The organism is Maribacter litoralis (genome assembly GCF_003075045.1).
In the GTDB taxonomy this organism is placed as follows: domain Bacteria; phylum Bacteroidota; class Bacteroidia; order Flavobacteriales; family Flavobacteriaceae; genus Maribacter; species Maribacter litoralis.
Window position 1 is genome coordinate 533577 of the sequence record NZ_QCZD01000002.1, and the last position, 25049, is coordinate 558625.

The following is a 25049-nucleotide window of genomic DNA, read 5'->3' on the forward strand; positions in this document are numbered from 1 at the left end:
ATTATATATTTGATTAGAAATCATAGTCGTAATTGTGCGATATCTTAATGCAATTGAAATAGATATGAACCCTGCAGAGAACTACATTTTTAATCAACCGGAACCATACAAAGGTATATTAATGCATTTGCAAATGATGATCGAAACAACCTTGCCAGACGTTGAAATGAAATTTAAATGGAATATTCCGTGTTTCTACATTGGCAAATCGCCCATTTGTTATTTAAATGCCAATCATAAAAAGAAGTTCGTGGATATTGCTTTTTGGAATTCTGCCCACCTTACAAAACATTTGAACGTACTAATTTCTGAAAATAGAAAAGTAATACGTTCATTACGTTATAGTACACTTGAAAGTATTGATAACGATATTCTAATTGATGTATTAAAAGATGCTTATTCCGTTCGTAAAAATGGGTTTTATAAGCAGAAAGATTTAAATTAAAATTGATTCACCACAGCTCTCAACGCTACTAAATCTGTCAATAGTTTTTTCATTAATCCTAAATCCAGCATGTTGGCTCCATCACTCTTTGCATTGGCACAATCAAAATGAGTTTCTATAAAAAGTCCGTCAACTCCTGCTGCAACACCTGCACGTGCCATAGTACCGATCATTGCTGGTCTACCACCTGTAACACCGGAAGTTTGATTAGGCTGTTGTAACGAATGCGTTACATCCAAAACCACAGGGGCATATTGTTTCATAGTGGGTACACCTCTAAAATCTACAATCATATCTTGGTAACCGAACATGGTGCCACGATCAGTAATAATAGCTTGCTCGTTACCCGTTTCAGTAACTTTGTTTACGGCATGCTTCATACTCTCGGGACTCATAAATTGCCCTTTCTTTATGTTGACTGTTTTTCCTGTTTCAGCAGCGGCAACAACTAAATCTGTCTGGCGGGCCAAAAATGCAGGAATCTGTAATACATCTACATATTCTGCAGCCATAGCAGCATCTTGCTCTGTGTGTATATCGGTAACCGTAGGTACTTTAAAAGTTTCAGAAACCTTACGTAGAATCTTCAATGCTTTTTCATCGCCTATCCCGGTAAAGGAATCCAATCTGCTTCGATTTGCTTTTTTGAAACTTCCTTTGAATACATAAGGAATTTTAAGCTCGTCGGTTATGGTCACAATATGTTCTGCAATGCGTAAGGCCATATCTTCACCTTCAATGGCACAAGGTCCTGAAAGAAGGAAAAAATTATTACTGTCCGTATGTTTTATTTGGGGTATAAGAGATAGGTTCATTCGTCGAATATTTTTAAACAAAGATACTATTTTAAGAAGCTTACTGTTCTATTAGGATAAGATTGTCGAAATCACATATAGGAATGAAAATTAAACAGTTTCTAATTTTAATATCGCTTGTTCTTCTAACGGGCAAAGCCCATGCTCAATTTGGTAAAAATTGCGAGTTAAGGCAGGTAAAGATCAATCTTATAAATCCTGGTTTAGAATATGAAATGGCATTGGGTGCCAATACCACTTTTGATATTAAAGCAGGTATTCAAGTTGCTTTGGATCCTCTGTTGCCAGACGTATATCATGAATTGGGCGTTTTTCCTGCGGTTGCCGCACAGTACCGGTATTACTACAATTTTGAAAAACGACAGCGCAATAGAAGACAGATCTATGGTAACTCTGCTAATTACATAGCTCCCGCGGCAGCTGTGTTTTTTCCTGGCCCTAGAACTATAGAAAATGAAAATGTAAAAGGAGCCTTCGGTTATGCCGGTTTGGTAACCGGTTTACAGCGCAGTTATGATTCTGGATTCAACTTTTCGGTAGATGTAGGTGCGGCTTATTATGCTGGACAGTTTGAAGGCGGTATTTATCCAGTGGCCAACTTAAGTATTGGTTTTATCATTAGTGAAAAACGCTGGTGCGTAGGTCGTTAACTACGTAAGTATTTTCTTAATATTTCTTTAAATCAAGTGATTACTTTTTTTAAATCATGTAGTTTTAGTTGCAACATCAATCAATCTACATGAAAAAAATTACACTTATTCTTCTGTTTTTATCGGTTACAACACAAGCTCAGATTAGGGATTTTTCTGAAAAAGGTAACGGACTCATTAATCTAGAAAGGCATCAATTTACCATCAACTTATTGGGTCCTGGTATTCGATATGAGTTGGGTCTTTTTAAAAACGTTAGTGCATCCACTAGTTTTACTCCGGCTTTTGCTAGATATCAAGAAGGCTATACTTTGGGTTATGCATGGCATACCAGAATTAGATATTACCATAATTTTCAAGAGCGATTAGATATCAATAAAAATGTGGTTGGTAACTCTGCAAATTACATTGGTCCTGCCCGTAGTGTATTTTGGGAACCTGTACAGTTTACCGATAATATCACTGACGGAAGTAGTGATTATGATTTTGCTTTCTATGGCGCAGTATACGGTATACAACGTACCAATAGAAAAGGCTTTAATATAAATGCAGAGGTAGGGTACGGTTATTTTGATGGAAACGGCGTAGATAATGGGCATGGTTTCATGGTAAATTTCACTTTCGGTTGGGTGGCTACAAAACGAAAACCTAGGAAACCTACGTTCGATTAAACTGGTCTGATATTTGATATACTTCGCATAATCAAACCAAAACAATCATGAAAAAAATTATTTTCTTAACGGCATTTCTTATGTCCGCTGTTTGTGTAATCGCTCAGTCGAATAAACAAGTGGAAGACGGACTCTTCAAAATTAATTTACTAGCACCGGGTGTATCTTATGAAGTAGGGGTCGCAGATAAAACTACCTTGAATTTTGAGGCGTTTTTAGGTTTTGCACTTAATGGAGGGTCAGATAGGGAAACCAGTTTTGGTCTTTACCCTGGTCTTGAGGCGGATCTTAGGCAATATATTAATTTTAATAGAAGATTACAGAAAGGAAAGAACATATCGGGCAATACCGGTAATTACGTTGCATTTTTAAATCAGCTTCAATTTGGAACGCCAATTATAGGTGATTTGGAATATGCTTCTGACTACTTTTATAATGCGGCGATCGTTTATGGTATGCAGCGTACGTACGAAAAGGGATTTTATTGGGGGTTGGCTTTTGGTCCAAGTGTTTTTGCCGATGAGTTTTATGTAGATGCGGGCATTTTAATTGATATAAGACTAGGTTGGGTGATCGGTGGTAGAAAAAAGTAGTCTAATCTTATAGAACTATCTCAAAATCAATAAGATAAAAATAACATAAGTTTAAGTGTGGCTATTATTATTTAAAGTATCTTTGCACGCTTAAATAAGACCTTTTATGTCCACTACTACAAAAAATATTGCGATCATTGCGCACGTTGACCACGGTAAAACGACCTTGGTAGACAAAATAATGTACCACTGTAGCTTGTTTCGTGAAAACGAAAATACAGGTGATTTAATTTTGGATAATAACGACTTGGAAAGAGAACGTGGTATTACCATTACTTCTAAGAACGTTTCCGTTATATATAAGGACACGAAAATAAATATAATCGATACTCCTGGTCACGCCGATTTTGGTGGTGAAGTTGAGCGTGTATTGAATATGGCAGATGGTGTTTTGTTGTTGGTAGATGCTTTCGAGGGTCCTATGCCACAAACACGTTTTGTATTGCAAAAAGCAATCGACCTTGGTTTAAAACCTTGTTTGGTGATCAATAAAGTAGATAAAGAAAACTGTACTCCAGAAGAGGTACATGAAAAAGTTTTCGATTTGATGTTCGAACTAGGTGCCGAAGAGTGGCAGTTAGATTTCCCTACAGTATACGGTTCTGCAAAGAACAACTGGATGAGTACCGATTGGCAAAATGAAACTGAAAACATTGAGCCTTTATTGGATATGGTTATTGAGCATATTCCAACTTTTGAACCAAAAGAAGGAAATACTCAAATGTTGATTACTTCTTTAGATTTCTCCTCATTTACAGGTAGAATTGCTATCGGTAGATTACAAAGAGGAACATTGAAAGAAAATCAGCAAATTTCTTTGGTAAAACGCGATGGTTCTATCGTAAAATCCAAAATAAAGGAATTATACGTTTTTGAAGGTCTTGGTCGTAAGAAAGTAGAAGAGGTTGAAACGGGTGATATTTGTGCTTTGGTTGGTGTTGAAGGTTTTGAAATTGGTGATACCGTTGCCGATATTGAAAATCCAGAAGCTTTGAAAACTATTGCTATTGACGAACCTACAATGAGCATGTTGTTTACCATTAACGATAGTCCGTTCTTTGGTAAAGATGGTAAATTCGTTACTTCTCGTCATATCAACGATAGACTTCAAAAGGAATTGGAAAAGAACTTGGCGTTACGTGTAAACGAAACCGATAGTGCAGATAAATTTTTAGTATTCGGTCGTGGTGTATTGCACCTTTCAGTTTTAATTGAAACAATGCGTCGTGAAGGATACGAATTACAAATTGGTCAGCCACAAGTTATCATCAAAGAAATCGATGGTGTTAAATGTGAGCCTGTTGAGGCATTGACGATAGATTTACCAGAAGCTGTTTCAGGTAAAGCTGTTGAAATGGTTTCTATGCGTAAAGGTGAAATGACCAGTATGGAGGCTAAAGGTGAGCGTATGGTTTGCGAGTTTATAATTCCTTCTAGAGGTATTATTGGTCTTCGTAACCAATTGTTGACCGCTACTGCTGGCGAGGCTATTATGGCACACCGTTTCTTGGAGTACCAACCGATGAAGGGAGATATTCCACAAAGACAAAATGGTTCTTTGGTTTCTATGGAAACAGGAAAAGCGATTCCTTATTCTATTGATAAATTACAAGATAGAGGTAAGTTCTTTGTTGATCCAGGTGAAGATATTTACGAAGGTCAGGTAATTGGTGAAAACTCTCGTGGAGATGATATGACCGTGAATATTACTAAAACCAAAAAATTATCTAACGTACGTTCTTCTGGTGCAGATGATAAAGCTAAAATTGTTCCTGCAATTAAGTTTTCATTAGAAGAGGCATTGGAATATATTCAGAAAGATGAGTATGTTGAGGTTACTCCTAAGTTTTTACGTCTTCGTAAAATCTACTTAACCGAGAATGACCGTAAGCGTAACAAGATAGCATAAGTAAAAGTCTTTTTTAGGCAAAATTTTACTTTACAATGCAAAAGCCACCTTTATTAAGGTGGCTTTTTTTGTTTTTTGTTAATTAGAGAGATTTATTATATAGAATGTTTAGTGCTTACTTAGTTGTTTTGTTGGTGATTAACGGCTATTGACTAAGAAAAACGCAAAATTTTAAGATAGATTTTCCTACTTCCTTAATAATGCATTCATCCTGCAATTTTCTTCGTTTGTAGACCAATTTTTATATAATTTAAAGTGCAATTTAACTCAACTCAAACACTTATTAATATGCAACTAAAAGGTAAAAATGTACTCATTACCGGGGGTACTCGTGGTATTGGAAAATGTATGGTTCAACATCTTATTGAAAACGGTGTAACCAACGTAGCCGTAATAGCTCGTGACAAGGGTAATCTTAAGCAGTTATCGGAAGAATTTCCAGAGGTTAATTTTTTAAGAATTGCAGGTGATGTCGCAAATATTCAGGTGTTGCGCGATGCAGCTGCGCGAATTGAAGATAAATGGGGGCACCTTGATATTTTGATCAATAATGCTGGTATTGTTGCTGCAGGTCCTTTAGAAGATATACAAGATGAAGACTTGTACGATCAGGTAGCCGTTAACCTTACTGCTGTCATGTTATTGACAAAGTATTGTATTCCATTATTGAAGTTTTCTGAAGACGCTTATATCTTGAATATCTCATCGGGACTAGGATTGATCGGTATGCCTTTCTATGCTGTTTACGGTAGTACGAAAGCGGCAATTCGTCAGTTTTCAGATTCTATGCGACGCGAATTGGCTCCTTTTAAGGTATCGGTTACCTGTGCTTTTCCAACCGCTACGGATACCGAAATGATGCAGAAATTTAAGGGTAGACAAATGGATGCGCCCGAGTATGTGGCAGAGCGTTCATTAGAAGGTTTATTTAATAAAGAAATTCAGGTAATTTTTGGAGGAGAAGAACGACTCAAGGAAAATACCTTGAATTTTGAGGCACCAGAGGAATTGGATAAAAAGGTTGCCGAGAATTATGAGGAACGAAAAACCGCCAGTTTAGATCATAAAGCCGTGTGATATTGACTGGGAAATAAACAAACGGCACACAACTATGAAATTATTTTACAAATTATCTTTTTTATCAGTATTTGCAGTAGTTATTTCCTGTAAAGAAACTCCTAAATCGGTTAGTGAACCAGCTAAAGAAGTGGTGGCTGAAACGAATGTTATTTCTTATCCGAATTCTTGGGTGAATTCACGAGTTGAAAAAACAAAAGAAAGACTAAATGCATCTGAAGCAGGAAAAGTTATTTGGAATGCTATGGAAACCCATGGTGGTTTAGATACTTGGTTTGCTAACGGTCCTATTTCATTTCGTTTTAATTATCAGCCTTTAAACGGTAAAACGGCAAGAGATAGTTACCAAACGGTAGACACGTGGAGTAACCGTGCCTTACATACTAGTACAACCGATGAAACTGCAAAATTTGGGTGGACAGGTGAAAAGGCTTGGGTAAAGGCAAAAGACAGTACCGTTTTTGCTTATGACACCAAATTTTGGGCGCTTACACCATTATGGTTTGTAGGGCATCCGTTTGTTTTAAGTGGCGAAGGGGTAAATCTAGAGCTGCTAGAACCCACTACTTTTAAAGACCAAGATTACAATGCGGTAAAAGTAACTTTTGATGCGGGTACAGGTGATGCACCAGACGATTATTATATTCTATATGTAAATAAAGAAACAAATAAAATTGCAGTTATGCGTTACATTGTTTCTTACCCAGAGTATTTTAAAGATGGTGGTCATGCTCCGGAAAAATTCACTGAATTTGTTGGTGAGCAAACCGTAGACGGAATTACCATGCCAGGCGGATTTAAAACGTATTGGACCGTTGATGGTGATCAGCCAGGAGAGTACATTACCAAAATTGATTTTACAGATGTCTCTTTTGAGAAAGAATTGCCAAAAGACTTTTTCGATGCTCCTGCAGACGCTAAGATTTTGAACTAATTTGTAGCTGAAATAAAAGCATAAAAAATCCCAAAGGTATCTTTGGGATTTTTTTTATGTTATACTGTTATTTTTCTAATTAAGCTTTTTTCGCTTTGTATTGCGAAGCTACCGCAGCGCCTATAATACCTGCATGGTTCTGTAATTCTGCGGGAATAACTTTGGTATCTATTTTTATTTTTGATTTGAATTCCTTGAAATCTTTTGAAGCGCCACCGCCTAAAATAATTAAATCTGGAGATACGATCAATTCAACATACTTTAAGAAGGTATTGAATCTTTTGCCCCATTTTTTATAGGATAGTCCTTCGCGATCTTTGGCTGAGCCTGCTGCCCATTTTTCAATTTTTGAATATTTTTTATAAGGAATCTGACCTAGTTCAAAATTAGGAATCAATCTTCCATCTAAAAAAGCACCACTACCTAAACCGGTACCAATGGTAATCATAACCACAAAACCTTTTTCTCCCTTACCGATACCGTAGTTCATAGTGGCATAACCTGCTGCATCGGCATCATTGATCACGGTAAAGTCAAGTCCGGTTTTCTTTTCCAATAATTCTTCTACATTAACACCCAACCAGCTTTTGTCAAGATTACCGGTAGCTTTACAGATACCGTTTTTAATAATGGTAGGGAAACCACAACCAACTTTACCTTTATAGTCAAAATGGGCTACAATTTTGGCGATAACATCGGTCATTGCCTCGGGAGTTCTAGGTATGGGAGTCGGTATTCTATAACGTTCAGAAATCATTTCTCCGGTTTCAGAATTAACTAAAGCTCCTTTAATTCCAGAACCACCTACATCAATACCAAGTAAAGTCATTTTATGTTTTGTTATGAATTACAAAGAAACGAAAAAGTTTCGGCTCTTTGAAGTGAGATTATTTTGAGTCTATTTTGTGATATTTCATTCTAATTTGAAGGCATAAAAAAAGGACCTTTTAAGGTCCTTGATGTTTTTTATATTGGCATGAGCAAGCCGGTAATCGTGCTTACTTGTATTTCTTCGTCATCTTCGTCCAGCTCAAAATCTACCGTGAACGTGATAGAAAATTGCTTACCTACAAATTTTGTACCCTTAAGGTCGTACTTGGCACTAACCTGGTTGCTTACATTGTTAAACTCAATACGTTCTCCTTCACCGTCAGTGAACACATACGCATCGTTAACAAAGCCTTCATAGGTGGCGTTCATAGTGCTTTCATCTTGAGCAAATGTCGTCAAGCTAGAAATGGAAACGAACAATACAATTAAAAGTGATTTCATTTTTTTCTTGTTAAGTTAATTATCGATTTTTTTGTCCGGTTTTCAGCACTTTTTTAAGGTGAGAAAAGTTGATACAAATGAAATCTAATTAGTTGAATAACGTTGAATTTTATCATTTTATTATGATAGATTTTTTAATCGTAAATAACGGTAAGTCAGTCTGGCTAAAACCTTCTGCGATAACCTAGCCTTTTGTGCTGGGTTTGATGCTTGAGATTTATGGCAGTGTTAGATGGTGGTTGCAAACAGTTGTTTGCAGAGATAACTCATAATAATTAAAAGCGATGATGTAGTGTGTTTTTAGTGTAAAACATTAAAAGCTTAGTTTAAGATTTAAACTTGGAATGCAACTCTTGTACAATAGATTCTACCTTTTTGTTTTTTGCAATCCGGTCAAGAACAATGGGTGAGTTTTGTCGTTCCTTACAGTTTTTAATGGCACAACGCTCGCAGGTAACTCCCACTTGTTGGGTTTTGATTTTGGTATCTTCTAAAAACTTTACCTTTCTAGAAAGCTGTTTGTTCATCAATAAGCCAATACTTATGCTCCTAAATTGATTGTCTTTAAAAGGGTCTTTTGTGGCAGATGATAAAACGATATAGCTATTGTCCTCACCATCATATTCTGAGATTTGTATATCGAATTCATGATCTTTTTGGCTCATTTTAATATCGTTCAGCACTTTTAAAGAAACCCAACGTCGACAATAATGTTCATTGGTTTCGTTGGCTCTGGGGGAGTGTTGGTGCGAAAGGTGCAATTCTTTTTTTAAATGGTATTTTTTGCTGCCTAATCTGTGTGTAAAACGTAAGAAAAATAGGTTTTGAATGTTGAATGAATTCGGTAATATATTTGTTAGTCGTTGATAAACAGATTCTGGTGATGCATTAAAACTATTAATAAGGCTTAAGAACTTTTTAGTGTCAAAATGGTCTGTTTTAAATACTTCTTCAAGCTGAGGAACCAATTGAGTTTTAGGTATAACCAATGCACCTGCAAAATAAGATGCGTAGAAATTATTCAAGACCTGATCAAAATTTTCAAATTTTATCCAGGGAAAAGAGTATAACCTATCTGTATAGGTCAAAAAATTATAACCTATTTCTTTTGCGTATATGAATGCTCGTTGCGGCTCGTTAATATCGGCAGAGAGCAATAGTGTTTTTGTTTCGGGTACAAATAATGAGCGTAAGTTTTCCAACGCCTCATATTTCTCTAATTCACCATTATTTATAGAATAGCCGTATTCTTCAATAAGTATTTCCTCTAAATCTTTTGAAGTGAGCGTTTTTGATAAGTCTAAATGATAGGCTTTGGCAAATTTTAATACTTGTTGCTCTAGATCGTCAAAGTAATTGTTATTGGCCTCTTGGTAAGAACGTAACGACGCCAAGAAAAAACTCTCCCTGCTAAAGCTATAATGCTGGGCTATTTCAATTATGGTACTAATAAATGCATTGACTTTTGCAGGTGCCGTTGCTACAATGTCTATAAGGTCACTTTCCTTTATTCCGAAAAGCTCTAGCGGGATCTCCTTTAAAATCTTGGAGCGAAGTAGATCGCCAATTGGGGCTAAATTTTTGTCTAGCTTCAAAGAGACCATTTGATCGTACGGTACATCTAATTTTTCGGCAAGTAGAATTATTTTATCTGGCTTCGGATATTTCTTTCCTTTTTCAATCTCGTTCAAATAAGATTTTGAAAGTCCGCAAATTTTAGACAACCCAAATAAGGATAAATTCTTATCGGTTCGAATTTGCTTCAGTTTTAAGCCAAAGATGAGTTTAATGTATTCTTGTTCCATAATGAGATTTTAAAGATACTACATTTTGCGTACATCGTAAAAAAAGTGAATTTTATAAATTTAGCGAACGTTCGCTTGTTTTGTAAAAGATTTTGATCTATCATTGTGTCAACAAAAACTTTTTACAATGGAAAACACGATTTTAAAACATCCGAAAATTCAGTACGCAAATCAGGTAGATCATTACTATCCTGAGATTCTAACAGACAGTGCTTTAGAGTTTCTTACAGCGTTGCATGAGAATTTCAACAACAAACGATTACGCCTACTTAAAAACCGTGAAGTCCAGCAAGAAGTCTTTGATAGTGGTCGGTATCCACAATTTCCAAAAGAAACTAAATCTATTCGTGAAGGTGTATGGACTGCAGGAAGTATTCCTGAGGATTTGCAAGATAGAAGGGTAGAAATTACCGGACCGGTAGATCGTAAAATGATTATCAATGCTTTGAATTCCGGTGCCAAAACGTTCATGGCAGATTTGGAGGATAGTAATTCGCCAAGTTGGAAAAATAGTATTGAAGGGCAGCAAAATTTGATGGACGCCAATACAAAGACTATTAGTCTAACGGATACCAAGAGAGGTAAATCTTATGAATTGAATCAAAACACTGCGGTGTTGTTGGTAAGACCTAGAGGTTTGCATCTAAACGAAAGGCACTTGTTGATCAATGATGAGGAGGCATCAGGTAGTTTGGTAGATTTTGGACTGTACGTTTTTCATAATACCAAAACAATGATGCAGAATGGAACTGCACCATATTTCTATCTGCCAAAATTAGAGCATTATACAGAAGCGCGTTGGTGGAACGAAGTTTTTGAATTTGCCCAAGAGTATTTGAGTGTGCCTACTGGTACTTTTAAAGCAACCGTTTTGGTAGAAACCATTACCGCTAGTTTTCAATTGGATGAAATTATTTTCGAACTAAAAGACCATATCGTTGGGTTAAACTGTGGTCGTTGGGATTACATTTTCTCTTACATCAAAAAATTCAGAAATCACCCTGGGTTCGTGGTACCAAATAGAGATCAGGTGACTATGACCACACCCTTTATGGATGCCTATGCAAAACTGGTGGTTCAAAGGTGTCATAAACGTGGCATACTTGCTATTGGTGGTATGGCGGCTCAAATTCCGATAAAGAACGATGAGAAGGCTAATGCCGAAGCGTTGGAGAAAGTAAGAAAAGATAAAGAACGTGAAGTTCAAAACGGTCATGATGGTACTTGGGTGGCTCACCCAGCTTTGGTAGAAGTTGCTATGGTCGAATTTAATAAACATATGCCTACGCCAAATCAAATGCATGTGTTGCGAGAAGATGTACATGTAACGGAACAAGATCTGGTTGAAATACCTAGAGGAACTATTACGGAAGCCGGAATTAGAAAAAACATCAATGTAGGTATTCTGTATACCGAAGCTTGGTTAAGAGGCTATGGCGCCGTGGCACTTTATAATTTAATGGAAGATGCCGCAACAGCTGAGATTTCTAGAACCCAATTATGGCAATGGCTACAAAATGAAGTCATTTTAGCCGATGGGCGTAAGTTGACCAATGAACTATACATGGAAATTTTCGATAACGAGGTGGAAAAATTGATTACCGAAGTGGGAGAAGAAAACCTGAAGAACAGCAAGTTTGAATTGGCAATACAACTGTTCGATAAATTGGTGGTGACAGATGATTTCGAGGAATTTTTAACCTTACCCGCCTATAAGTTCATATAAATAAAAACGATCCTGCCATTGCGGCAACAATGTGCAGGATCTCATTATCAATAATAAATAACGTATTTCAAAATTATGAAAAATTTAGAACAAAGCAAGTACAGTTCGGCATTGGAGACCGTAAGAAACTTAAAGCAAAAGTATGGTTCAACCTGGAACGATATTAACCCCGAGAATGCTGCAAGAATGGTCGCACAGAACAGATTTAAAACTGGCTTGGACATTGCCAGATATACTGCGGGCATCATGAGAAAAGATATGACGGAGTATGATGCAGATCCGTCTAAATACACACAATCATTGGGTTGTTGGCACGGATTTGTGGCACAGCAAAAAATGATTGCCGTGAAAAAACACCACAAAACGACCAATAAAAAATACTTATACCTTTCTGGGTGGATGGTGGCCGCTTTACGATCAGAATTCGGACCGTTACCTGACCAATCTATGCATGAAAAAACGGCGGTTTCTAGTTTAATTGCAGAAATCTATGATTTTTTACGTCAGGCAGATGCTATTGAATTGAACGATCTGTTCAGAAGATTGGAGGAAGGGGAAGATGTACAAGATGAAATCGATAATTACGAAACCCATATTGTACCGATCATTGCTGATATTGATGCCGGTTTTGGTAATGAAGAGGCAACTTATTTATTGGCTAAGAAAATGATCCAAGCGGGTGCATGTGCCATTCAGATAGAAAATCAGGTTTCAGATGCCAAACAATGTGGCCACCAAGATGGTAAGGTAACCGTACCTCATGAAGATTTCATAGCCAAGCTAAATGCAGTACGATATGCGTTTATTGAGTTGGGAATTGACGATGGGGTGATCGTAGCAAGAACCGATTCTGAAGGAGCCGGACTTACCCAAAAATTGCCGGTAAGTCAAAAACCTGGCGATTTGGCGTCGCAATATCTTGCTTTCGTTGAAGCTGAAGAAATTGATATTACCGATGCACGCGAAGATGATGTTCTTTTAAAAAGAGACGGTAAATTGGTGCGCCCAATTCGTTTGCCAAACGGATTGTATAAATTTAGAAACGGCACCAATATAGATAGGGTAGTTTTGGATTGTATTACCAGCTTGCAAAATGGTGCTGATTTACTTTGGATAGAAACACCAACGCCAAATGTGAAGCAAATTGCTCATATGGTAAATAGAATTAGAGCCGTGGTGCCTAATGCGAAATTGGTATATAATAATTCGCCTTCGTTTAACTGGACATTGAACTTTCGTGGTCAGGCTTATGATGAAATGCTTGCCGAAGGTGAAAATATGACGGAATACGATAGAAATAATTTAATGTCAGAAGCGTATGATACATCAGAATTGTCATACCGAGCTGATATGAAAATTAGAAGTTTTCAAGTTGATGGTGCTAGGGATGCCGGTATTTTTCACCACCTAATTACATTACCTACATATCATACTACTGCATTGCATATGAGTGATCTTACTGAAGGTTATTTTGGTGAAGAAAGTATGTTGGCGTATGTAAAAGGTGTTCAAAGACAAGAAATACGTAAAGGTGTGGCTTGTGTAAAACACCAGAGAATGGCGGGGTCTGATCTTGGAGATGATCATAAATCGTTTTTTGCCGGTGATAAGGCATTAAAAGCAGGTGGAGCCAAGAATACGTCAAACCAATTTGACGCGGTATCCAACACAAAGAAAATTGAAAAAGAAGTAGAGGTGTTGACCTAAAAAACTGTTTTGCTTACTTTCCTAAAATGGGTCAGCCTCTGAGTTGGCTCATTTTTTTATGCTTTACATTCGTATTTGCTAAATCTTGGTTAAAAACTTTTTTATATCAAAGCACTTGCTTAGTTTTGTATTGGAATTAGAATCAATGGCAAGAAAAAAACAATATAACGAAGCTGAGGTCATAGAAAAGGCAATGCGCTTGTTTTGGCGTAATGGCTATGAGAGTACCTCTGTTCGTATGTTGGAAAAGGAAATGGGTATTAACCAGTTCTCAATATATGCCAGTTTTAAAAATAAGGAAGGTGTATTCTTAGAGAGTATTAAACTTTATAATACTCAAATTAAATCCATCACCAATACCTTGGAAAATTCCAATAACGGAGTAGAGGGAATCAAAAATTATTTTTACGATTTTTTAGACTTCTCAAGAGAAGGTGCAATTTTTAAGGGTTGCCTGGTTACCAATACGGTAAACGAAATAAAAGAAGATTCCAACCCCATTATTATGGCGGCATTAAAACGCTTTTCTTTAAATATTAGAGAATTGTTTGTAAGGAATCTTAAACAAGACGACGAAAGGGATGTGAAAGAAATAGAAGCACAAGCCGACTATTTAATGAACGCTCTTTTAGGACTGTCCATTTCATCTAAAGTGTTCAATGAAGCAACGCTTAAAGATATTATTAGAATGACGTTCTTACACTTGTAGCATTTTTTTTAATCTATAACTAAGCGTTTGCTTAGATTTAACATAAATATAATAATTATTAAAATCAGAAACATTATGACAACTTTAAAAGTACACGACATTGAATCTGCACCAGAAAGTAGCAAGCCATTATTGGAAAACTCTCTAAAAGCATTTGGCATGGTACCAGGTCTTCATGGGGTACTTGCATCAGCACCAAAAGCCTTGGAAGGTTACCAAGTATTACATCAATTATTTACTGAAACTTCGTTCAATAACGATGAGTTAACCGTGGTATGGCAAACGATCAATGTTGAGCATGCATGTCACTATTGTGTACCTGCACATACCGGTATTGCAAATATGATGAAGGTTGATGAAGCTATTACTGAAGCTTTACGTAATGAAACTCCTTTGGCAGATGAAAAATTAGAGGCTTTACGTACGTTCACATTAAGTGTTGTTCGTAATAGAGGTAACGTAACGCAAGAAGATTTAGATGCTTTTTACGCTGTAGGTTACGGTGAACAACAAGTATTGGAAATTATTTTAGGCTTGGCGCAAAAAACAATTAGTAATTATACTAACCACATTGCAAACACGCCGGTAGACGATGCTTTCAAAAAATTTGAATGGTCTAAATAAATTGGTTTCGTAATTCCCCCTAAGAAACCATGGGTTGATTGTTGTAAACCTTCTGCTTATGGGCAGAAGGTTTATTAATTAACAAAACCCTAATATAATAGAATCGTCTTGTAGTAAAGTAATAAGTAAGTTAGGGTAGTCTATATATCGATTTCTTAGTTACGCTATTAAGAAATCTTAATCTGTAACACTTAAAAAAAACGAGAAAATGAAAAAAGTAGCAATTAACGGAATGGGACGTATAGGAAGAGCCTCTTTAAAGGTGATTTTAGATACGCCAGAATTAGAATTAGTAGCGGTAAACGATATTGTATCCATAGAAAATATTGCTTATTTACTAAAGTATGATTCTGTATATGGTATATATGAAAAAGAGGTTTCTCATGATGAGAACAACTTGATCGTAGATGGTAAAAAAATTGAATACAACTCGCAACGCAATCCTGAAGATTTACCTTGGGCATCACATGAAATTGATGTCGTAATTGAAAGTACCGGTTTCTTTACCAAGAGTGAAGATGCCAAAAAACATATTAAAGCGGGTGCCAAATCGGTTATAATTTCCGCTCCTACAAAAAGTGAAGATATACCAACAGTAGTACACGGTGTAAATACCGATGCCGGGGAAACCAATATTTTCTCTTGTGCAAGTTGTACCACCAATAATATTAGTCCGGTAGTAGAAGTATTGGGTCGTAGAGTTGGTATTAAAAAAGCGATTATGACAACGGTACATGCCTATACCGCTTCTCAAGGTATTGTAGATGCGCCTTCACAAAAGAACATGAGAATGGGACGTGCCGGTGCCGCCAATATTGTACCTACATCAACGGGTGCGGCTATAGCAACTACCAAAGCGTTACCTGAATTTGCCGGTAAGTTCGATGGTGTTGCCCTACGTGTACCAATTCCGGTTGGGTCGATGTCCGACTTAACCTTTGTGACCGAACGCGAAGTAACTCCTGAAGAAATAAATGCAATCTTTAAGGAAGAAGCGGCTACCGACAGGTATAAGAATATTTTGGACATCACAGATCAGCCTTTGGTCTCTTCCGATATTGTAAAGAATCCGCATGCTTCTACGGTCGATTTGGGAATGACTAGAGTCGTAGATGGCGATTTATTGAAAGTGATGACCTGGTACGATAACGAATGGGGTTTCACCAATCAAATGATCCGTCAAATATTAGCAGAAATAAAATAAAACAAAGCAGTAGGTATTTCTGGTCTTCAGGAATACCTACTTTCTTTTAACTATATAAATATAAAACATGATTAAAGTATCTGTAATGTATCCGAATAGCGAAGGCGTAAAGTTCGATACTGATTATTATAAAAATACACACTTGCCCATGGTTCAAAGATTAGTGGGTAGTGCATTGAAAGGATTGGAATTGGATCTTGGTGTTGGTGGTAGAGCGCCAGGTGAAGCGGCACCCTATGTAGTCATTGCTCATTTAAAATTTGATGACGTTGCTTCTTTTCAAGCAGCTTTTGGTCCGCATGCGGCTACATTTGCAGATGATGTAAAGAACTACAGCAATGTGCAAGGAGAAATTCAGATCAGCGAATTGACTACATTTTAGAATAAAATTTTAAATAGAATTTTTCGGTGTTCTTGCTAGAGACGTGTTTAACTATTGGTGAAATAATTGACTATGACGAAGACAGATGTATCTATTGAAAAATTGGCGCAACAGTGTTTTAGTGCTGTTTTTAGAACAGATACCGATAAACCTGGTTTTCATCATTTTGATTTAGGTAAGAATAATACACCGTTCGAGTTTAGAACGATCATGACAACACTGAAAAAGGAACTGTCCCTTTTAAGTGAAACCCATTTTTCTAAAAAATTAAGTTATCATTGGTTGGTGCGTTTCGATCAGCAGGTGAATACTCCTTTTCATGTAGATAATGCAGGCGATCAATCTTTTCTGTTATTAGGTTATGAACCTAGCGAGGTGGAAAGTGAGTTGCACATTGCAGACTATCATGCCTTTGCAAAAGCAAATGATCAAGAGCATATAGCCAATTTCACTCCCGTGTTTAAAGAGGATGAATCTCTATTGGTATCCTTTACAACGAAATTAAAATTGTTCGATAAGGAAGCATATCATATTGTGATTATGAATAATTGCAACGCTACGCTTCCGGCAGAAACGCTAGGCGTATATCATAAGGCGCTTATTGTGAAGCAGGATTTTAGTAAAAGTAGGGTAGTAAATTCTATGGTGTTGAATATGACATCCGAAGATAGAAGTATTGAAGATTGCCAAATGGAGGAAAAATACTTGAATACAACTGCCATTAGTAAATAGTAACGGTCAACTAACTTAGACAAGTAGTACGTTTGTTGACTTTTAAGAATGAAATTATGAGTGAAAAATTAAAAATAGATATAGTATCGGATGTAGTATGCCCATGGTGTGCTATAGGATACAAAAGGTTGGAAAAAGCAATTACCGAGCTAGGTTTTGAAGATAAGGTATCGATTGAATGGCAGCCGTTTGAACTCAACCCGAGCATGCCACCAGAAGGGCAAGACCTTACGGAACATATTGCCGAAAAGTATGGTTCTACTTTAGAGCAACAACAAGCATCGCAACAGAACATGACCGATATTGGGGAAGAACTTGGTTTTAAGTTCGACTATTTTGAAGGTATGCGTATGGCAAACACTTTTGATGCTCACGTATTATTGGAGTATGCCAAAGATTTTGGTAAACAGACCCAGCTTAAACTGCGACTAATGAATTCCTTTTTTAATGAAAGGCAAGATGTGTCCGATAGAGCAGTGCTAAAACAAGCTTTGTTAGATGTTGATTTAAATGCCGATGAAGCATTGGCAAAATTAGATAACGAAGAAGCCAGATACGAGGTAAGGAATAAACAGGGACAATGGAAAAATATGGGTGTAAATTCCGTGCCTACCATTGTTTTTAATATGAAAAGTGCCGTAACCGGGGCACAACCTGTAGATACGTTTAAACAGGTGCTTACTGATTTGGTAGGGTAGTAGACGAACAATAAACAAAAGCTATGAACAAGATTATTTATTACGTTGCCACGGGAATATTCACCTTGGTAATGCTGTTTTCCGCTGGCATGTACTTTTTTAATTATGAGTATGTAAAAGCGGCCTTTACCAGTTTGGGTTACCCAACTTATTTAATTTATCCATACGCAACCGCAAAATTACTGGGGTTGTTCGCTATATGGAATCCTAAATTTCATTTGATCAAAGAATGGGCATATGCCGCGTTTTTCTTTGCGGTGCTATTAGCATTTTTTGCACATATTATGGTAGGGGATGGGGAACAAATGGCAGCGGCTATAGCCTTGGTTGCATTGATTGTTTCTTATATCTTTAGTAAGAAGGTGTAACGAAATTTTATAAAACAACATATATGGATTTAGAAAAAAGCAACCCATCAGTTAAAGGTATTAGACCAAAGGTTTTGTTTTTTGATGTCAATGAAACCCTTTTAGATCTTTCTTCGGTCAAAGAAGAGGTGGGTAAGGCACTTGGTGGTAGAGAAGAGTTGCTATCCTTATGGTTTACAACTATGCTTCAATATGCTTTGGTGGTATCAGCAAGTGGCCAATATAAACCATTTGGACATGTTGGTGCCGCAGCGTTACAAATGGTAGCGGCTAATCATAACATTTCTATTTCCGAAGATAGGGCACGCGAGATTATTTCTGGAGCAATGGGTAATTTACCCGCACACCCAGAGGTAAAAGAAGCTTTGTCTCGATTAAATACTGCCGGATACAAATTAGTCGCATTCACCAATTCATCTAAAGACGGTCTAAAAAAGCAATTTGAAAATGCCGGATTGACCGAGTATTTTGATGAAATGCTAAGCGTTGAACCAACTGGTAAATTCAAGCCCTTTACCGAAACCTATGCATGGGGAGCTAAAAAAATGGGAGTGGAGCTTCATGAGTGTATGCTTATTGCAGCCCATGGCTGGGATGTAGCAGGTGCACTATGGGCAGGTTGGCGTGCAGCCTTTGTAAGCAGACCTGGGCAACAACCTTTTCCTTTGGCGGTTCAAACAGAAATTTTTGAACCAGATGTATTGCAGGTAGCCAAGGTTTTAACGGAGTATAAATAGTGTGTATTAAATCTGATAATTTGCCTTCAATCAGAATTTCAACTTGATTTTAGCGGTGCGCATTTTTTTGCGTAAAGGTATTTCAAAAAGTCAACAATGGGCTAGTGTATATTAGCTTAGGGATAGTGCTAAATATTCAAGGTTTTGTGTTGATCCTTAGTGATTTGACTGCTTAAGTTTATGTAAGTAAAAGTCTAACAAGTTAGACGTATTGTTGAATTAAAATTAAGTATAAAATGAAAATTGTTAAGGTAATAGAAGTTATGGCAACATCAACAACCAGTTTTGATGACGCTGCGGCAAATGCCGTTAAAGAAGCTTCAAAAAGTGTAAAGAATATACAATCTATATACATCAAAGAAATGAATGCTAAAGTAGAAAATGATGCCATTACCTCATACGGGGTAAATGCGAAAATCTCTTTTGCGGTCGATAATCAAGATAGTTAGAAAACAAAAATATAAATCTATAAATCTAGAGATTTACGAAAGGATAAAGGAACTGTTAATCAGTTCCTTTTTTTATAAAACTTTTGCAAAATCGCTATTTATAGATGAATTAAGATAGTAGCTTTGTGGTTATACCTAACGCGTAAACATTTTCGATTTAATATTACTCAAATGGGATTTTTGAAAATTGTAGACAGTTTTGCCGTATTTTAATCTCTAGTGTATCGTTGCTACAGGTATCTACCACGGTATCGTCAATATGAATTTTGATGTTGATACACTTCATTTTCAATGCTTGTACTCGTATGGTTTTTGCAAATGTTTCTATATTATTTTTTGATTTTGATCCATTTGATAGTGCCTTTAGATAATGTAAAAATTCAGCACGTTTTTCTTCCGTTATTAGAACAAGCTCAAAATATCCGTCACCGGGATCGGCGTTGGGCGCTAAATGTAAGTTGGGCCCTAAATATTTAATATTCATAAGCTCTATCAGAATAAAGGAACCTTCCAATGTTAATCCGTCTACCTCGATACTGGTTTCAATGGCTTCGAAGTTCTGTAGAATGCCGATTAGTTCATCTAACGATCGTTTCAGTTTCTTTGAAGGATTATCAGATGTATTTATTTGTTTCATTAGAGTTATTAATTCTGGAAAAACTCCGATACCTAAACTTTCAAAGAAAAACTTTGTGGGTCCGCCCTCAATCACTCCGCAATCAAAATTTTTAGTCTTTTTTTCATCTTTGATAGAATGTTGTTCAATAATGGTTGTTGTTTGAAGCGTTTTGGCAATATTGTTAGCGGTTCCGTGTGGTAATACATGTAGCAATATTTTTTGGTCGGGTACTTCGCTCAATAATTTTTCCATTATTTTAGTGACCGTACCATCTCCTCCGGCAACAAATATATTTTCCATTTCCCCAAATTGAAATTTTTGCCAAGAGGCGTCATCTTTTGTAGATACATATGCTGCCTTAAAGCCGTTGTTTTCAACCTGGGCCACTACTTCCTCTTTGGTATGACTACCATCTCCTGATGATGGGTTATGAACTATTTGTGCTTTTTTCATTTTTTAGGTCTAATTAGTAACTGAGATATACAACCTAACTCTTTAGCGGAGAGGATGCTATCCTACATAGAAATTTCCGTATTGTTCAGTTCAGTTATTGCTTCATTTAAAGCAAATGTTGATGCAATTCAGGTTGGTGAAATGTAAAAAGTATATTATTTGGTAAATTGAAATGTAGGTTTTTGAAAGATTCCAATTAACAAATTTTAAATATTAGAATATGAAGATATTGGTAACAAATGATGATGGTATTTATAGCCCAGGACTCTCTAGTCTTGCAAAGGTTGCTTCACAATATGGGGAGGTAATCGTAATGGCGCCAGATATAGAACAGTCTTCTATGGGGCAGGCCATAACTTCGGGTAAACCCATAACGTATAAAAAATCGCCCATCCATTTTGAAGGTATAGAGGCGTACAGGGTAGCAGGTACCCCTGCGGATTGTGTGGCACTTGGGCTGCATTTATTCGAAGGTATAAACCTTGTACTTTCCGGTATTAATATAGGTGCAAATTTAGGTAATTCCGCATGGCATTCAGGTACGCTTTCAGCGGCTAGGCAGGCTGTACTTTTTGGCGTTCGGGGTATTGCTTTGAGTATATCTATAGGTAAAGATGAACCCGATTTTAAAATGTTGGAACCCTTTACTAAAAATGCATTGGATGAGGTTGTACATGAAAATGAATTAAAATTGTTGAATATCAATTTCCCTCAGTATCCAGATGGTGAAATATTATGGACAAGCCAATCTGTTCGGCAATATGACGGTAAAATATTGGCGAACAAAGACCCAATGGGAAGAGAGCATTTTTGGTTTACGGTCACTCCCCTAGAACCCGAGGAAAAAGAATCTGATCGTTGGGCCGTAAAGCAAGGTAAAACAAGTATAACCCCAATGGTATTGAATCTTACCGATCATAAATTTTTAAACCAAAAATGTCAAGAACAAGAGTAGTAACTGCCTTAATTTGAGCAAGTGGCCGTGGTACGGGTTGTATATGCCAATAAATAAAAGGGAATAGATTATGTATATTTGCCCCACCATTAACTAAAGCGTATACATATGTTTAAAAAAACACTACTCATTGCCTTTGTAGCATTATCATTGACTTCTTGTTGGAAAGATAAAAGTCCAGAAGACCTTATTCGTTTAAAGGATAAATTTAAATCTCAGGTCAATGCCTTTGAGAATAAAAAGGAAACTGCGAATAAAAATGTCAATAAAGGGCTAGAATCCTTAAACGCTTTAAAGACTGCCCTAGAGGATACTAAAAATGAAGATAAGGAATTCGCTAAAGTGTACGGCGACTGGGAAAAAGTAGACCGCAGGGTAAAAAACCTTACCAAAGAGTATGAAGATCTTAAGGAAAAGGCTTCAAATCTATTTACGGCTATGGAAACCCAAACCAATAGTCTAAGTGACGAAAAAAGTAAGAAAACCTTGTTGGGTGCTATTGAAAAGGCACGTACAAAGTATAACGGCACTTTAGCCAATACCTCTAAGGCAATAGATAAACTTAGGTTGTTACATGGCGATGCCGTTGAGGTCGTAAAGGCTTTAGAAGTAGCTGCGGCATTGAATTCTTTCGATAATATCAACGATCAAATGAAAAGTATTGAAGGTCGTGTAGACGGTATCATGCAAGAATTGAACGTTGCCGTTGTAGAAAGTAAAAAGCTCTACGAGAAAAAAATTACCGAGTTGGGAGCGGAATAGGAAGAACTTCTTAAATAATTATAGAAAGCCGGTATTTTAAATACCGGCTTTTTTTGTGCCGTTTTTTCTGCTCAATACTTTTACATTTCTTCGGCTATTGGTTTTCATAGATTATAGTATCTTTCTTACTTATTAGCTATTGCACAGATTTGTGCAGCACTTATTTAAGAAATATTGGAAAATTTTAAAACCTTAATGACTTTCATGTTCCCTACAGAACTGGTAGTGGTTAAGTCCAAACTAGAATCAGAAGGTATTGATTGTAGAGTCCTCGACGAAAATACTGTTCAGGCACATAATTTTCTTTCACAAGCAATCGGTGGTGTTCGACTTCAAGTAAAGGAATCTAATTTAGAAAGAGCTAGAAAAATTCTTGAGGAAAGTGGACTTGCGGAAAAAGAGAAAGAGCCTGAACAAAGTAAAATTGAAAAAACAATCGACAACCTAATATTTCAAAAAAGAATCAAATTTTTACTTTTTTCATTTGTCACCATTACTATAGTATTAGCCTCAACTTTATTTGTTTATCGATATTTAAATCGTCCGACTGATTTAGAACTTTTAACCAAGAGAAATTGGTGTGTGGATTACTTAGTCTATCAAAACCAAGAATATATTCCATATACCTTATCGGACCAAATACAAATACGCTTGGTTGGTACATGTTTAGAGAAAATAAACTTTGAAACTACTGGACAAATAAATTTTCCTGGTTTTAATTCACCTAGAATTAATGGTAAATGGAAACTAGTAAATAATGTTATAAAGATATCGGAAATTGACACTTTGGACTTTCTTCTTGAAAGAAAATATGAATATGAGATTAACCAAAAAGAACTAATTATGAGTTCTGGCTCATTAACTATTTATTGTTCAAATCTAATGAGCAGATACTATTGATGAAAGAATTAAAATGCCCAAATTGTGGCTCAACGGAAGTTTCAAAACCAAAACCATCGAGAGGATCCATTGCTACAGCTATACTTCTTATTGGAATTCCCTTTCCATTCCTATCAAAAAAAAGCTATTGTTTTGACTGTCAAACCAATTTTAAACCATAAAAACATATGTTATCTCGGATATTAAGTGGTGTTGGATTTCCTAAACGGCAATTTATGCAATCAATTATCTTTATAGTCAAGTGGATATTTACTGTGTAAAAAGTAAAACTAATCATATACTAAGTGGTGCACACAAATTGAGTAACCATCAAAAACCGAGTATTTAAACCAATTATGGAAAACGAATTAAAACCTTTTTGGAGTAAGGTTTTCAAATTTGATTGGAAATTTGGACTTTTTCTTATTCTAATACTATGTATTCCACGCTTTATTTTGGTTCTGAACGCCAACGAAACAGCGAACTACGGCTACATAGGACTAATCATGGTCATTTCTGCGATTTTACCATTTGTGTTTTTAAGCAAGTTGGGTAGGAGAAAAATTGGGATTATAAAGCCAACTAATTATCGTTGGCTAATTATAGCCTTCGTAATTGGATTCGTATTTAGCATTTTACTCTACTTCTTAGGAGAAATATTTTATGGGAAATCTTATGAAAATTGGTACTATTATATTGGTGAATCCTATAACATTCCAAATGAAATTGACCAGCAAAGTAAGCTAATAATGTTTGGCATAATGGCATTGACCGGAATGATATTTAGTCCCATTGGAGAAGAACTCTTTTTTCGTGGAATTGTACATTCAAGTTTTGCCAATTCTGTTGGGGACAACAAGGCATCGATTATTGATAGTGCGGTATTTGCACTTGTCCACATTTCTCATTTCGGATTAATTTTTATAAACAAAAAATGGCAATTCTTGATGCTGCCTACTATAATTTGGGTGATAAGTATGTTTTTCGTTAGTATATTGTTCTACCGATGTAGAAAAAAATCTCATTCGATTTTAGGAGCGATTCTTTGTCATTCAGCATTTAATTTAGGCATGATTTATTGCATTTTCTATCAATTAGGTTAAATAGTAACTGCACATAACTATGCCAAACAGAATGAGAACTCTAGGGTAAAAGCGAAAGGTCTTAGTATATTTATAAAGTCGAAAATCTTCATAGTTATTGGGAATTAAGGTTTTTGAATAAGAGAAAATACATATAAATAAAAAGCTTTGGCTAATCGCTTTTTATTCAAATAATAACCAAAGCCGAATCGGTAGCAAAAATTAAAACCAAGCAAAATGAGCAAATTAATACTAACAGCACTAAGCATAATTTTTGCTTGTAATTCTATTTTTGGGCAAACTGGCCAAGAAAAATATGCGAAAGATGTAAAATCTATAGCTGCAATAATTAATGCATATTACGATGTTGTATCTGGGTCAAGTAATGAGCCATGGGAATTTGAAAGAGATAAGTATATTCATTCAGAAAATGCTGTAATCACAAGACTGGATGAAAATGGAATTGCAGAATCACATACTCTTGAAGCGGAATACATACCAATAGGATTATTACCGAAAGGGGATTTTTTCGAAAAGGAACTTAAAAGAAAGGTTAGCAAATACGGAAATATTGCACAAGTTTGGAGTGCATTTGAAATACGAACTGACCCAAATACGGAATCTGATATTAGAGGACTGAATAGTGTTCAGCTTCATTATGAAAACGGAAGATGGTGGATCGATAGTTGGACTTGCGAAATGGAATCTGAAAAAAGTGCTGTGGTGACTGATTTTATGGAGAATGAATAAAATTTTAGCTAACACAACAGTGCCTACATATCTGCAAGAAAG

28 protein-coding genes are annotated in these 25049 nt (G+C 36.2%); 23 read left to right on the plus strand and 5 right to left on the minus strand.

The features are described from left to right. Positions 1 to 34: 34 nt before the first annotated feature. Positions 35 to 445 (plus strand): DUF1801 domain-containing protein, encoded by a 411-nt coding sequence (locus tag DCS95_RS09590; protein ID WP_341865185.1) that lies wholly within the window; start codon positions 35 to 37, stop codon positions 443 to 445. Here DCS95_RS09590 and kdsA read toward each other — a convergent pair. Next, a complete protein-coding gene (gene kdsA / locus DCS95_RS09595; RefSeq protein WP_116770558.1) occupies positions 442 to 1260 on the minus strand; it encodes a 3-deoxy-8-phosphooctulonate synthase in 819 nt (272 codons plus the stop codon). The genes DCS95_RS09590 and kdsA overlap by 4 nt on opposite strands. A gap of 83 nt (positions 1261 to 1343) precedes the next feature. On the opposite strand from kdsA, the gene DCS95_RS09600 reads away from it, so the two are divergent. The 6 genes from DCS95_RS09600 to DCS95_RS09625 all read left to right on the plus strand — a co-directional run bounded on the left by DCS95_RS09600 (position 1344) and on the right by DCS95_RS09625 (position 7094). Continuing rightward, the gene (locus tag DCS95_RS09600) at positions 1344 to 1910 is read left to right on the plus strand and encodes a hypothetical protein (RefSeq protein WP_116770559.1); all 567 of its coding nucleotides are present in this window, start codon (positions 1344 to 1346) and stop codon (positions 1908 to 1910) included. Between the two features lie 89 nt (positions 1911 to 1999). After that, positions 2000 to 2581: a hypothetical protein gene (locus DCS95_RS09605; protein ID WP_116770560.1), complete on the plus strand. Its 582-nt coding sequence runs from the start codon at positions 2000 to 2002 to the stop codon at positions 2579 to 2581. Between the two features lie 47 nt (positions 2582 to 2628). Then, positions 2629 to 3174 carry a hypothetical protein gene (locus DCS95_RS09610; protein ID WP_116770561.1) on the plus strand — a complete coding sequence of 182 codons (546 nt, stop codon included), beginning with the start codon at positions 2629 to 2631 and terminating at the stop codon, positions 3172 to 3174. Positions 3175 to 3280: 106 nt separating this feature from the next. Then, positions 3281 to 5083, plus strand: a complete 1803-nt coding sequence (gene typA / locus DCS95_RS09615) for a translational GTPase TypA (protein WP_116770562.1) — start codon at positions 3281 to 3283, stop codon at positions 5081 to 5083. Between the two features lie 288 nt (positions 5084 to 5371). Beyond that, positions 5372 to 6160: an SDR family NAD(P)-dependent oxidoreductase gene (locus DCS95_RS09620; protein WP_116770563.1), complete on the plus strand. Its 789-nt coding sequence runs from the start codon at positions 5372 to 5374 to the stop codon at positions 6158 to 6160. Between the two features lie 34 nt (positions 6161 to 6194). Next, positions 6195 to 7094, plus strand: a complete 900-nt coding sequence (locus tag DCS95_RS09625) for a DUF6503 family protein (RefSeq protein ID WP_116770564.1) — start codon at positions 6195 to 6197, stop codon at positions 7092 to 7094. Positions 7095 to 7173: 79 nt separating this feature from the next. Here the strand turns inward: DCS95_RS09625 and ppgK are convergent, their stop codons facing one another. From ppgK to DCS95_RS09640, 3 genes are all read right to left on the minus strand, one after another. Beyond that, positions 7174 to 7923, minus strand: coding sequence for a polyphosphate--glucose phosphotransferase (gene ppgK / locus DCS95_RS09630; RefSeq protein WP_116770565.1), 750 nt, complete (start codon positions 7921 to 7923; stop codon positions 7174 to 7176). Positions 7924 to 8060: 137 nt separating this feature from the next. Next, positions 8061 to 8366: a hypothetical protein gene (locus tag DCS95_RS09635; RefSeq protein ID WP_159303221.1), complete on the minus strand. Its 306-nt coding sequence runs from the start codon at positions 8364 to 8366 to the stop codon at positions 8061 to 8063. A gap of 326 nt (positions 8367 to 8692) precedes the next feature. Beyond that, positions 8693 to 10171, minus strand: a complete 1479-nt coding sequence (locus DCS95_RS09640) for a helix-turn-helix domain-containing protein (protein WP_116770567.1) — start codon at positions 10169 to 10171, stop codon at positions 8693 to 8695. A gap of 127 nt (positions 10172 to 10298) precedes the next feature. On the opposite strand from DCS95_RS09640, the gene aceB reads away from it, so the two are divergent. From aceB to DCS95_RS09695, 11 genes are all read left to right on the plus strand, one after another. After that, positions 10299 to 11897, plus strand: a complete 1599-nt coding sequence (gene aceB / locus DCS95_RS09645) for a malate synthase A (RefSeq protein WP_116770568.1) — start codon at positions 10299 to 10301, stop codon at positions 11895 to 11897. 75 nt (positions 11898 to 11972) lie between these two features. Next, entirely contained in the window at positions 11973 to 13604 is a 1632-nt protein-coding gene (locus DCS95_RS09650) for an isocitrate lyase (protein WP_116770569.1), read from the plus strand. A gap of 145 nt (positions 13605 to 13749) precedes the next feature. Further along, positions 13750 to 14313: a TetR/AcrR family transcriptional regulator gene (locus tag DCS95_RS09655; RefSeq protein ID WP_116770570.1), complete on the plus strand. Its 564-nt coding sequence runs from the start codon at positions 13750 to 13752 to the stop codon at positions 14311 to 14313. A gap of 75 nt (positions 14314 to 14388) precedes the next feature. After that, the gene (locus DCS95_RS09660; RefSeq protein WP_116770571.1) at positions 14389 to 14937 is read left to right on the plus strand and encodes a carboxymuconolactone decarboxylase family protein; all 549 of its coding nucleotides are present in this window, start codon (positions 14389 to 14391) and stop codon (positions 14935 to 14937) included. A gap of 208 nt (positions 14938 to 15145) precedes the next feature. Then, positions 15146 to 16141 (plus strand): type I glyceraldehyde-3-phosphate dehydrogenase, encoded by a 996-nt coding sequence (gene gap / locus DCS95_RS09665; protein WP_116770572.1) that lies wholly within the window; start codon positions 15146 to 15148, stop codon positions 16139 to 16141. Positions 16142 to 16208: 67 nt separating this feature from the next. Next, positions 16209 to 16523, plus strand: coding sequence for an EthD family reductase (locus DCS95_RS09670; protein WP_116770573.1), 315 nt, complete (start codon positions 16209 to 16211; stop codon positions 16521 to 16523). A gap of 72 nt (positions 16524 to 16595) precedes the next feature. Beyond that, positions 16596 to 17255, plus strand: coding sequence for a hypothetical protein (locus DCS95_RS09675; RefSeq protein ID WP_116770574.1), 660 nt, complete (start codon positions 16596 to 16598; stop codon positions 17253 to 17255). A gap of 56 nt (positions 17256 to 17311) precedes the next feature. Beyond that, a complete protein-coding gene (locus tag DCS95_RS09680) occupies positions 17312 to 17953 on the plus strand; it encodes a DsbA family oxidoreductase (RefSeq protein ID WP_116770575.1) in 642 nt (213 codons plus the stop codon). 23 nt (positions 17954 to 17976) lie between these two features. Continuing rightward, entirely contained in the window at positions 17977 to 18321 is a 345-nt protein-coding gene (locus DCS95_RS09685) for a DoxX family protein (protein WP_116770576.1), read from the plus strand. Positions 18322 to 18344: 23 nt separating this feature from the next. Beyond that, entirely contained in the window at positions 18345 to 19058 is a 714-nt protein-coding gene (locus DCS95_RS09690) for a haloacid dehalogenase type II (RefSeq protein ID WP_116770577.1), read from the plus strand. 236 nt (positions 19059 to 19294) lie between these two features. Then, positions 19295 to 19507 carry a dodecin family protein gene (locus DCS95_RS09695; protein WP_116770578.1) on the plus strand — a complete coding sequence of 71 codons (213 nt, stop codon included), beginning with the start codon at positions 19295 to 19297 and terminating at the stop codon, positions 19505 to 19507. A gap of 163 nt (positions 19508 to 19670) precedes the next feature. Here the strand turns inward: DCS95_RS09695 and DCS95_RS09700 are convergent, their stop codons facing one another. After that, entirely contained in the window at positions 19671 to 20579 is a 909-nt protein-coding gene (locus DCS95_RS09700) for a diacylglycerol/lipid kinase family protein (protein WP_116770579.1), read from the minus strand. Between the two features lie 220 nt (positions 20580 to 20799). Here DCS95_RS09700 and surE point away from each other — a divergent pair, with 220 nt between their 5' ends. From surE to DCS95_RS09725, 5 genes are all read left to right on the plus strand, one after another. Continuing rightward, the gene (surE, locus tag DCS95_RS09705) at positions 20800 to 21534 is read left to right on the plus strand and encodes a 5'/3'-nucleotidase SurE (protein WP_116770580.1); all 735 of its coding nucleotides are present in this window, start codon (positions 20800 to 20802) and stop codon (positions 21532 to 21534) included. 108 nt (positions 21535 to 21642) lie between these two features. Continuing rightward, complete coding sequence (locus tag DCS95_RS09710; protein ID WP_116770581.1) at positions 21643 to 22296, plus strand: hypothetical protein; 654 nt, start codon at positions 21643 to 21645, stop codon at positions 22294 to 22296. Positions 22297 to 22491: 195 nt separating this feature from the next. Then, a complete protein-coding gene (locus DCS95_RS09715; protein ID WP_116770582.1) occupies positions 22492 to 23196 on the plus strand; it encodes a putative signal transducing protein in 705 nt (234 codons plus the stop codon). A gap of 335 nt (positions 23197 to 23531) precedes the next feature. Beyond that, the gene (locus DCS95_RS09720) at positions 23532 to 24278 is read left to right on the plus strand and encodes a CPBP family intramembrane glutamic endopeptidase (protein ID WP_116770583.1); all 747 of its coding nucleotides are present in this window, start codon (positions 23532 to 23534) and stop codon (positions 24276 to 24278) included. A gap of 216 nt (positions 24279 to 24494) precedes the next feature. After that, positions 24495 to 25007, plus strand: coding sequence for a hypothetical protein (locus DCS95_RS09725; protein ID WP_116770584.1), 513 nt, complete (start codon positions 24495 to 24497; stop codon positions 25005 to 25007). The last annotated feature ends 42 nt before the right edge of the window (positions 25008 to 25049 follow it).

Bases quoted from the DNA above. Each gene is read 5' to 3' on its own strand.
- kdsA (WP_116770558.1), bottom strand. From the start codon at position 1,260: ATGAACCTATCTCTTATACCCCAAATAAAACATACGGACAGTAATAAT.
- DCS95_RS09600 (WP_116770559.1), top strand. From the start codon at position 1,344: ATGAAAATTAAACAGTTTCTAATTTTAATATCGCTTGTTCTTCTAACG.
- DCS95_RS09605 (WP_116770560.1), top strand. From the start codon at position 2,000: ATGAAAAAAATTACACTTATTCTTCTGTTTTTATCGGTTACAACACAA.
- DCS95_RS09610 (WP_116770561.1), top strand. From the start codon at position 2,629: ATGAAAAAAATTATTTTCTTAACGGCATTTCTTATGTCCGCTGTTTGT.
- typA (WP_116770562.1), top strand. From the start codon at position 3,281: ATGTCCACTACTACAAAAAATATTGCGATCATTGCGCACGTTGACCAC.
- DCS95_RS09620 (WP_116770563.1), top strand. From the start codon at position 5,372: ATGCAACTAAAAGGTAAAAATGTACTCATTACCGGGGGTACTCGTGGT.
- DCS95_RS09625 (WP_116770564.1), top strand. From the start codon at position 6,195: ATGAAATTATTTTACAAATTATCTTTTTTATCAGTATTTGCAGTAGTT.
- ppgK (WP_116770565.1), bottom strand. From the start codon at position 7,923: ATGACTTTACTTGGTATTGATGTAGGTGGTTCTGGAATTAAAGGAGCT.
- DCS95_RS09635 (WP_159303221.1), bottom strand. From the start codon at position 8,366: ATGAAATCACTTTTAATTGTATTGTTCGTTTCCATTTCTAGCTTGACG.
- DCS95_RS09640 (WP_116770567.1), bottom strand. From the start codon at position 10,171: ATGGAACAAGAATACATTAAACTCATCTTTGGCTTAAAACTGAAGCAA.
- aceB (WP_116770568.1), top strand. From the start codon at position 10,299: ATGGAAAACACGATTTTAAAACATCCGAAAATTCAGTACGCAAATCAG.
- DCS95_RS09650 (WP_116770569.1), top strand. From the start codon at position 11,973: ATGAAAAATTTAGAACAAAGCAAGTACAGTTCGGCATTGGAGACCGTA.
- DCS95_RS09655 (WP_116770570.1), top strand. From the start codon at position 13,750: ATGGCAAGAAAAAAACAATATAACGAAGCTGAGGTCATAGAAAAGGCA.
- DCS95_RS09660 (WP_116770571.1), top strand. From the start codon at position 14,389: ATGACAACTTTAAAAGTACACGACATTGAATCTGCACCAGAAAGTAGC.
- gap (WP_116770572.1), top strand. From the start codon at position 15,146: ATGAAAAAAGTAGCAATTAACGGAATGGGACGTATAGGAAGAGCCTCT.
- DCS95_RS09670 (WP_116770573.1), top strand. From the start codon at position 16,209: ATGATTAAAGTATCTGTAATGTATCCGAATAGCGAAGGCGTAAAGTTC.
- DCS95_RS09675 (WP_116770574.1), top strand. From the start codon at position 16,596: ATGACGAAGACAGATGTATCTATTGAAAAATTGGCGCAACAGTGTTTT.
- DCS95_RS09680 (WP_116770575.1), top strand. From the start codon at position 17,312: ATGAGTGAAAAATTAAAAATAGATATAGTATCGGATGTAGTATGCCCA.
- DCS95_RS09685 (WP_116770576.1), top strand. From the start codon at position 17,977: ATGAACAAGATTATTTATTACGTTGCCACGGGAATATTCACCTTGGTA.
- DCS95_RS09690 (WP_116770577.1), top strand. From the start codon at position 18,345: ATGGATTTAGAAAAAAGCAACCCATCAGTTAAAGGTATTAGACCAAAG.
- DCS95_RS09695 (WP_116770578.1), top strand. From the start codon at position 19,295: ATGAAAATTGTTAAGGTAATAGAAGTTATGGCAACATCAACAACCAGT.
- DCS95_RS09700 (WP_116770579.1), bottom strand. From the start codon at position 20,579: ATGAAAAAAGCACAAATAGTTCATAACCCATCATCAGGAGATGGTAGT.
- surE (WP_116770580.1), top strand. From the start codon at position 20,800: ATGAAGATATTGGTAACAAATGATGATGGTATTTATAGCCCAGGACTC.
- DCS95_RS09710 (WP_116770581.1), top strand. From the start codon at position 21,643: ATGTTTAAAAAAACACTACTCATTGCCTTTGTAGCATTATCATTGACT.
- DCS95_RS09715 (WP_116770582.1), top strand. From the start codon at position 22,492: ATGACTTTCATGTTCCCTACAGAACTGGTAGTGGTTAAGTCCAAACTA.
- DCS95_RS09720 (WP_116770583.1), top strand. From the start codon at position 23,532: ATGGAAAACGAATTAAAACCTTTTTGGAGTAAGGTTTTCAAATTTGAT.
- DCS95_RS09725 (WP_116770584.1), top strand. From the start codon at position 24,495: ATGAGCAAATTAATACTAACAGCACTAAGCATAATTTTTGCTTGTAAT.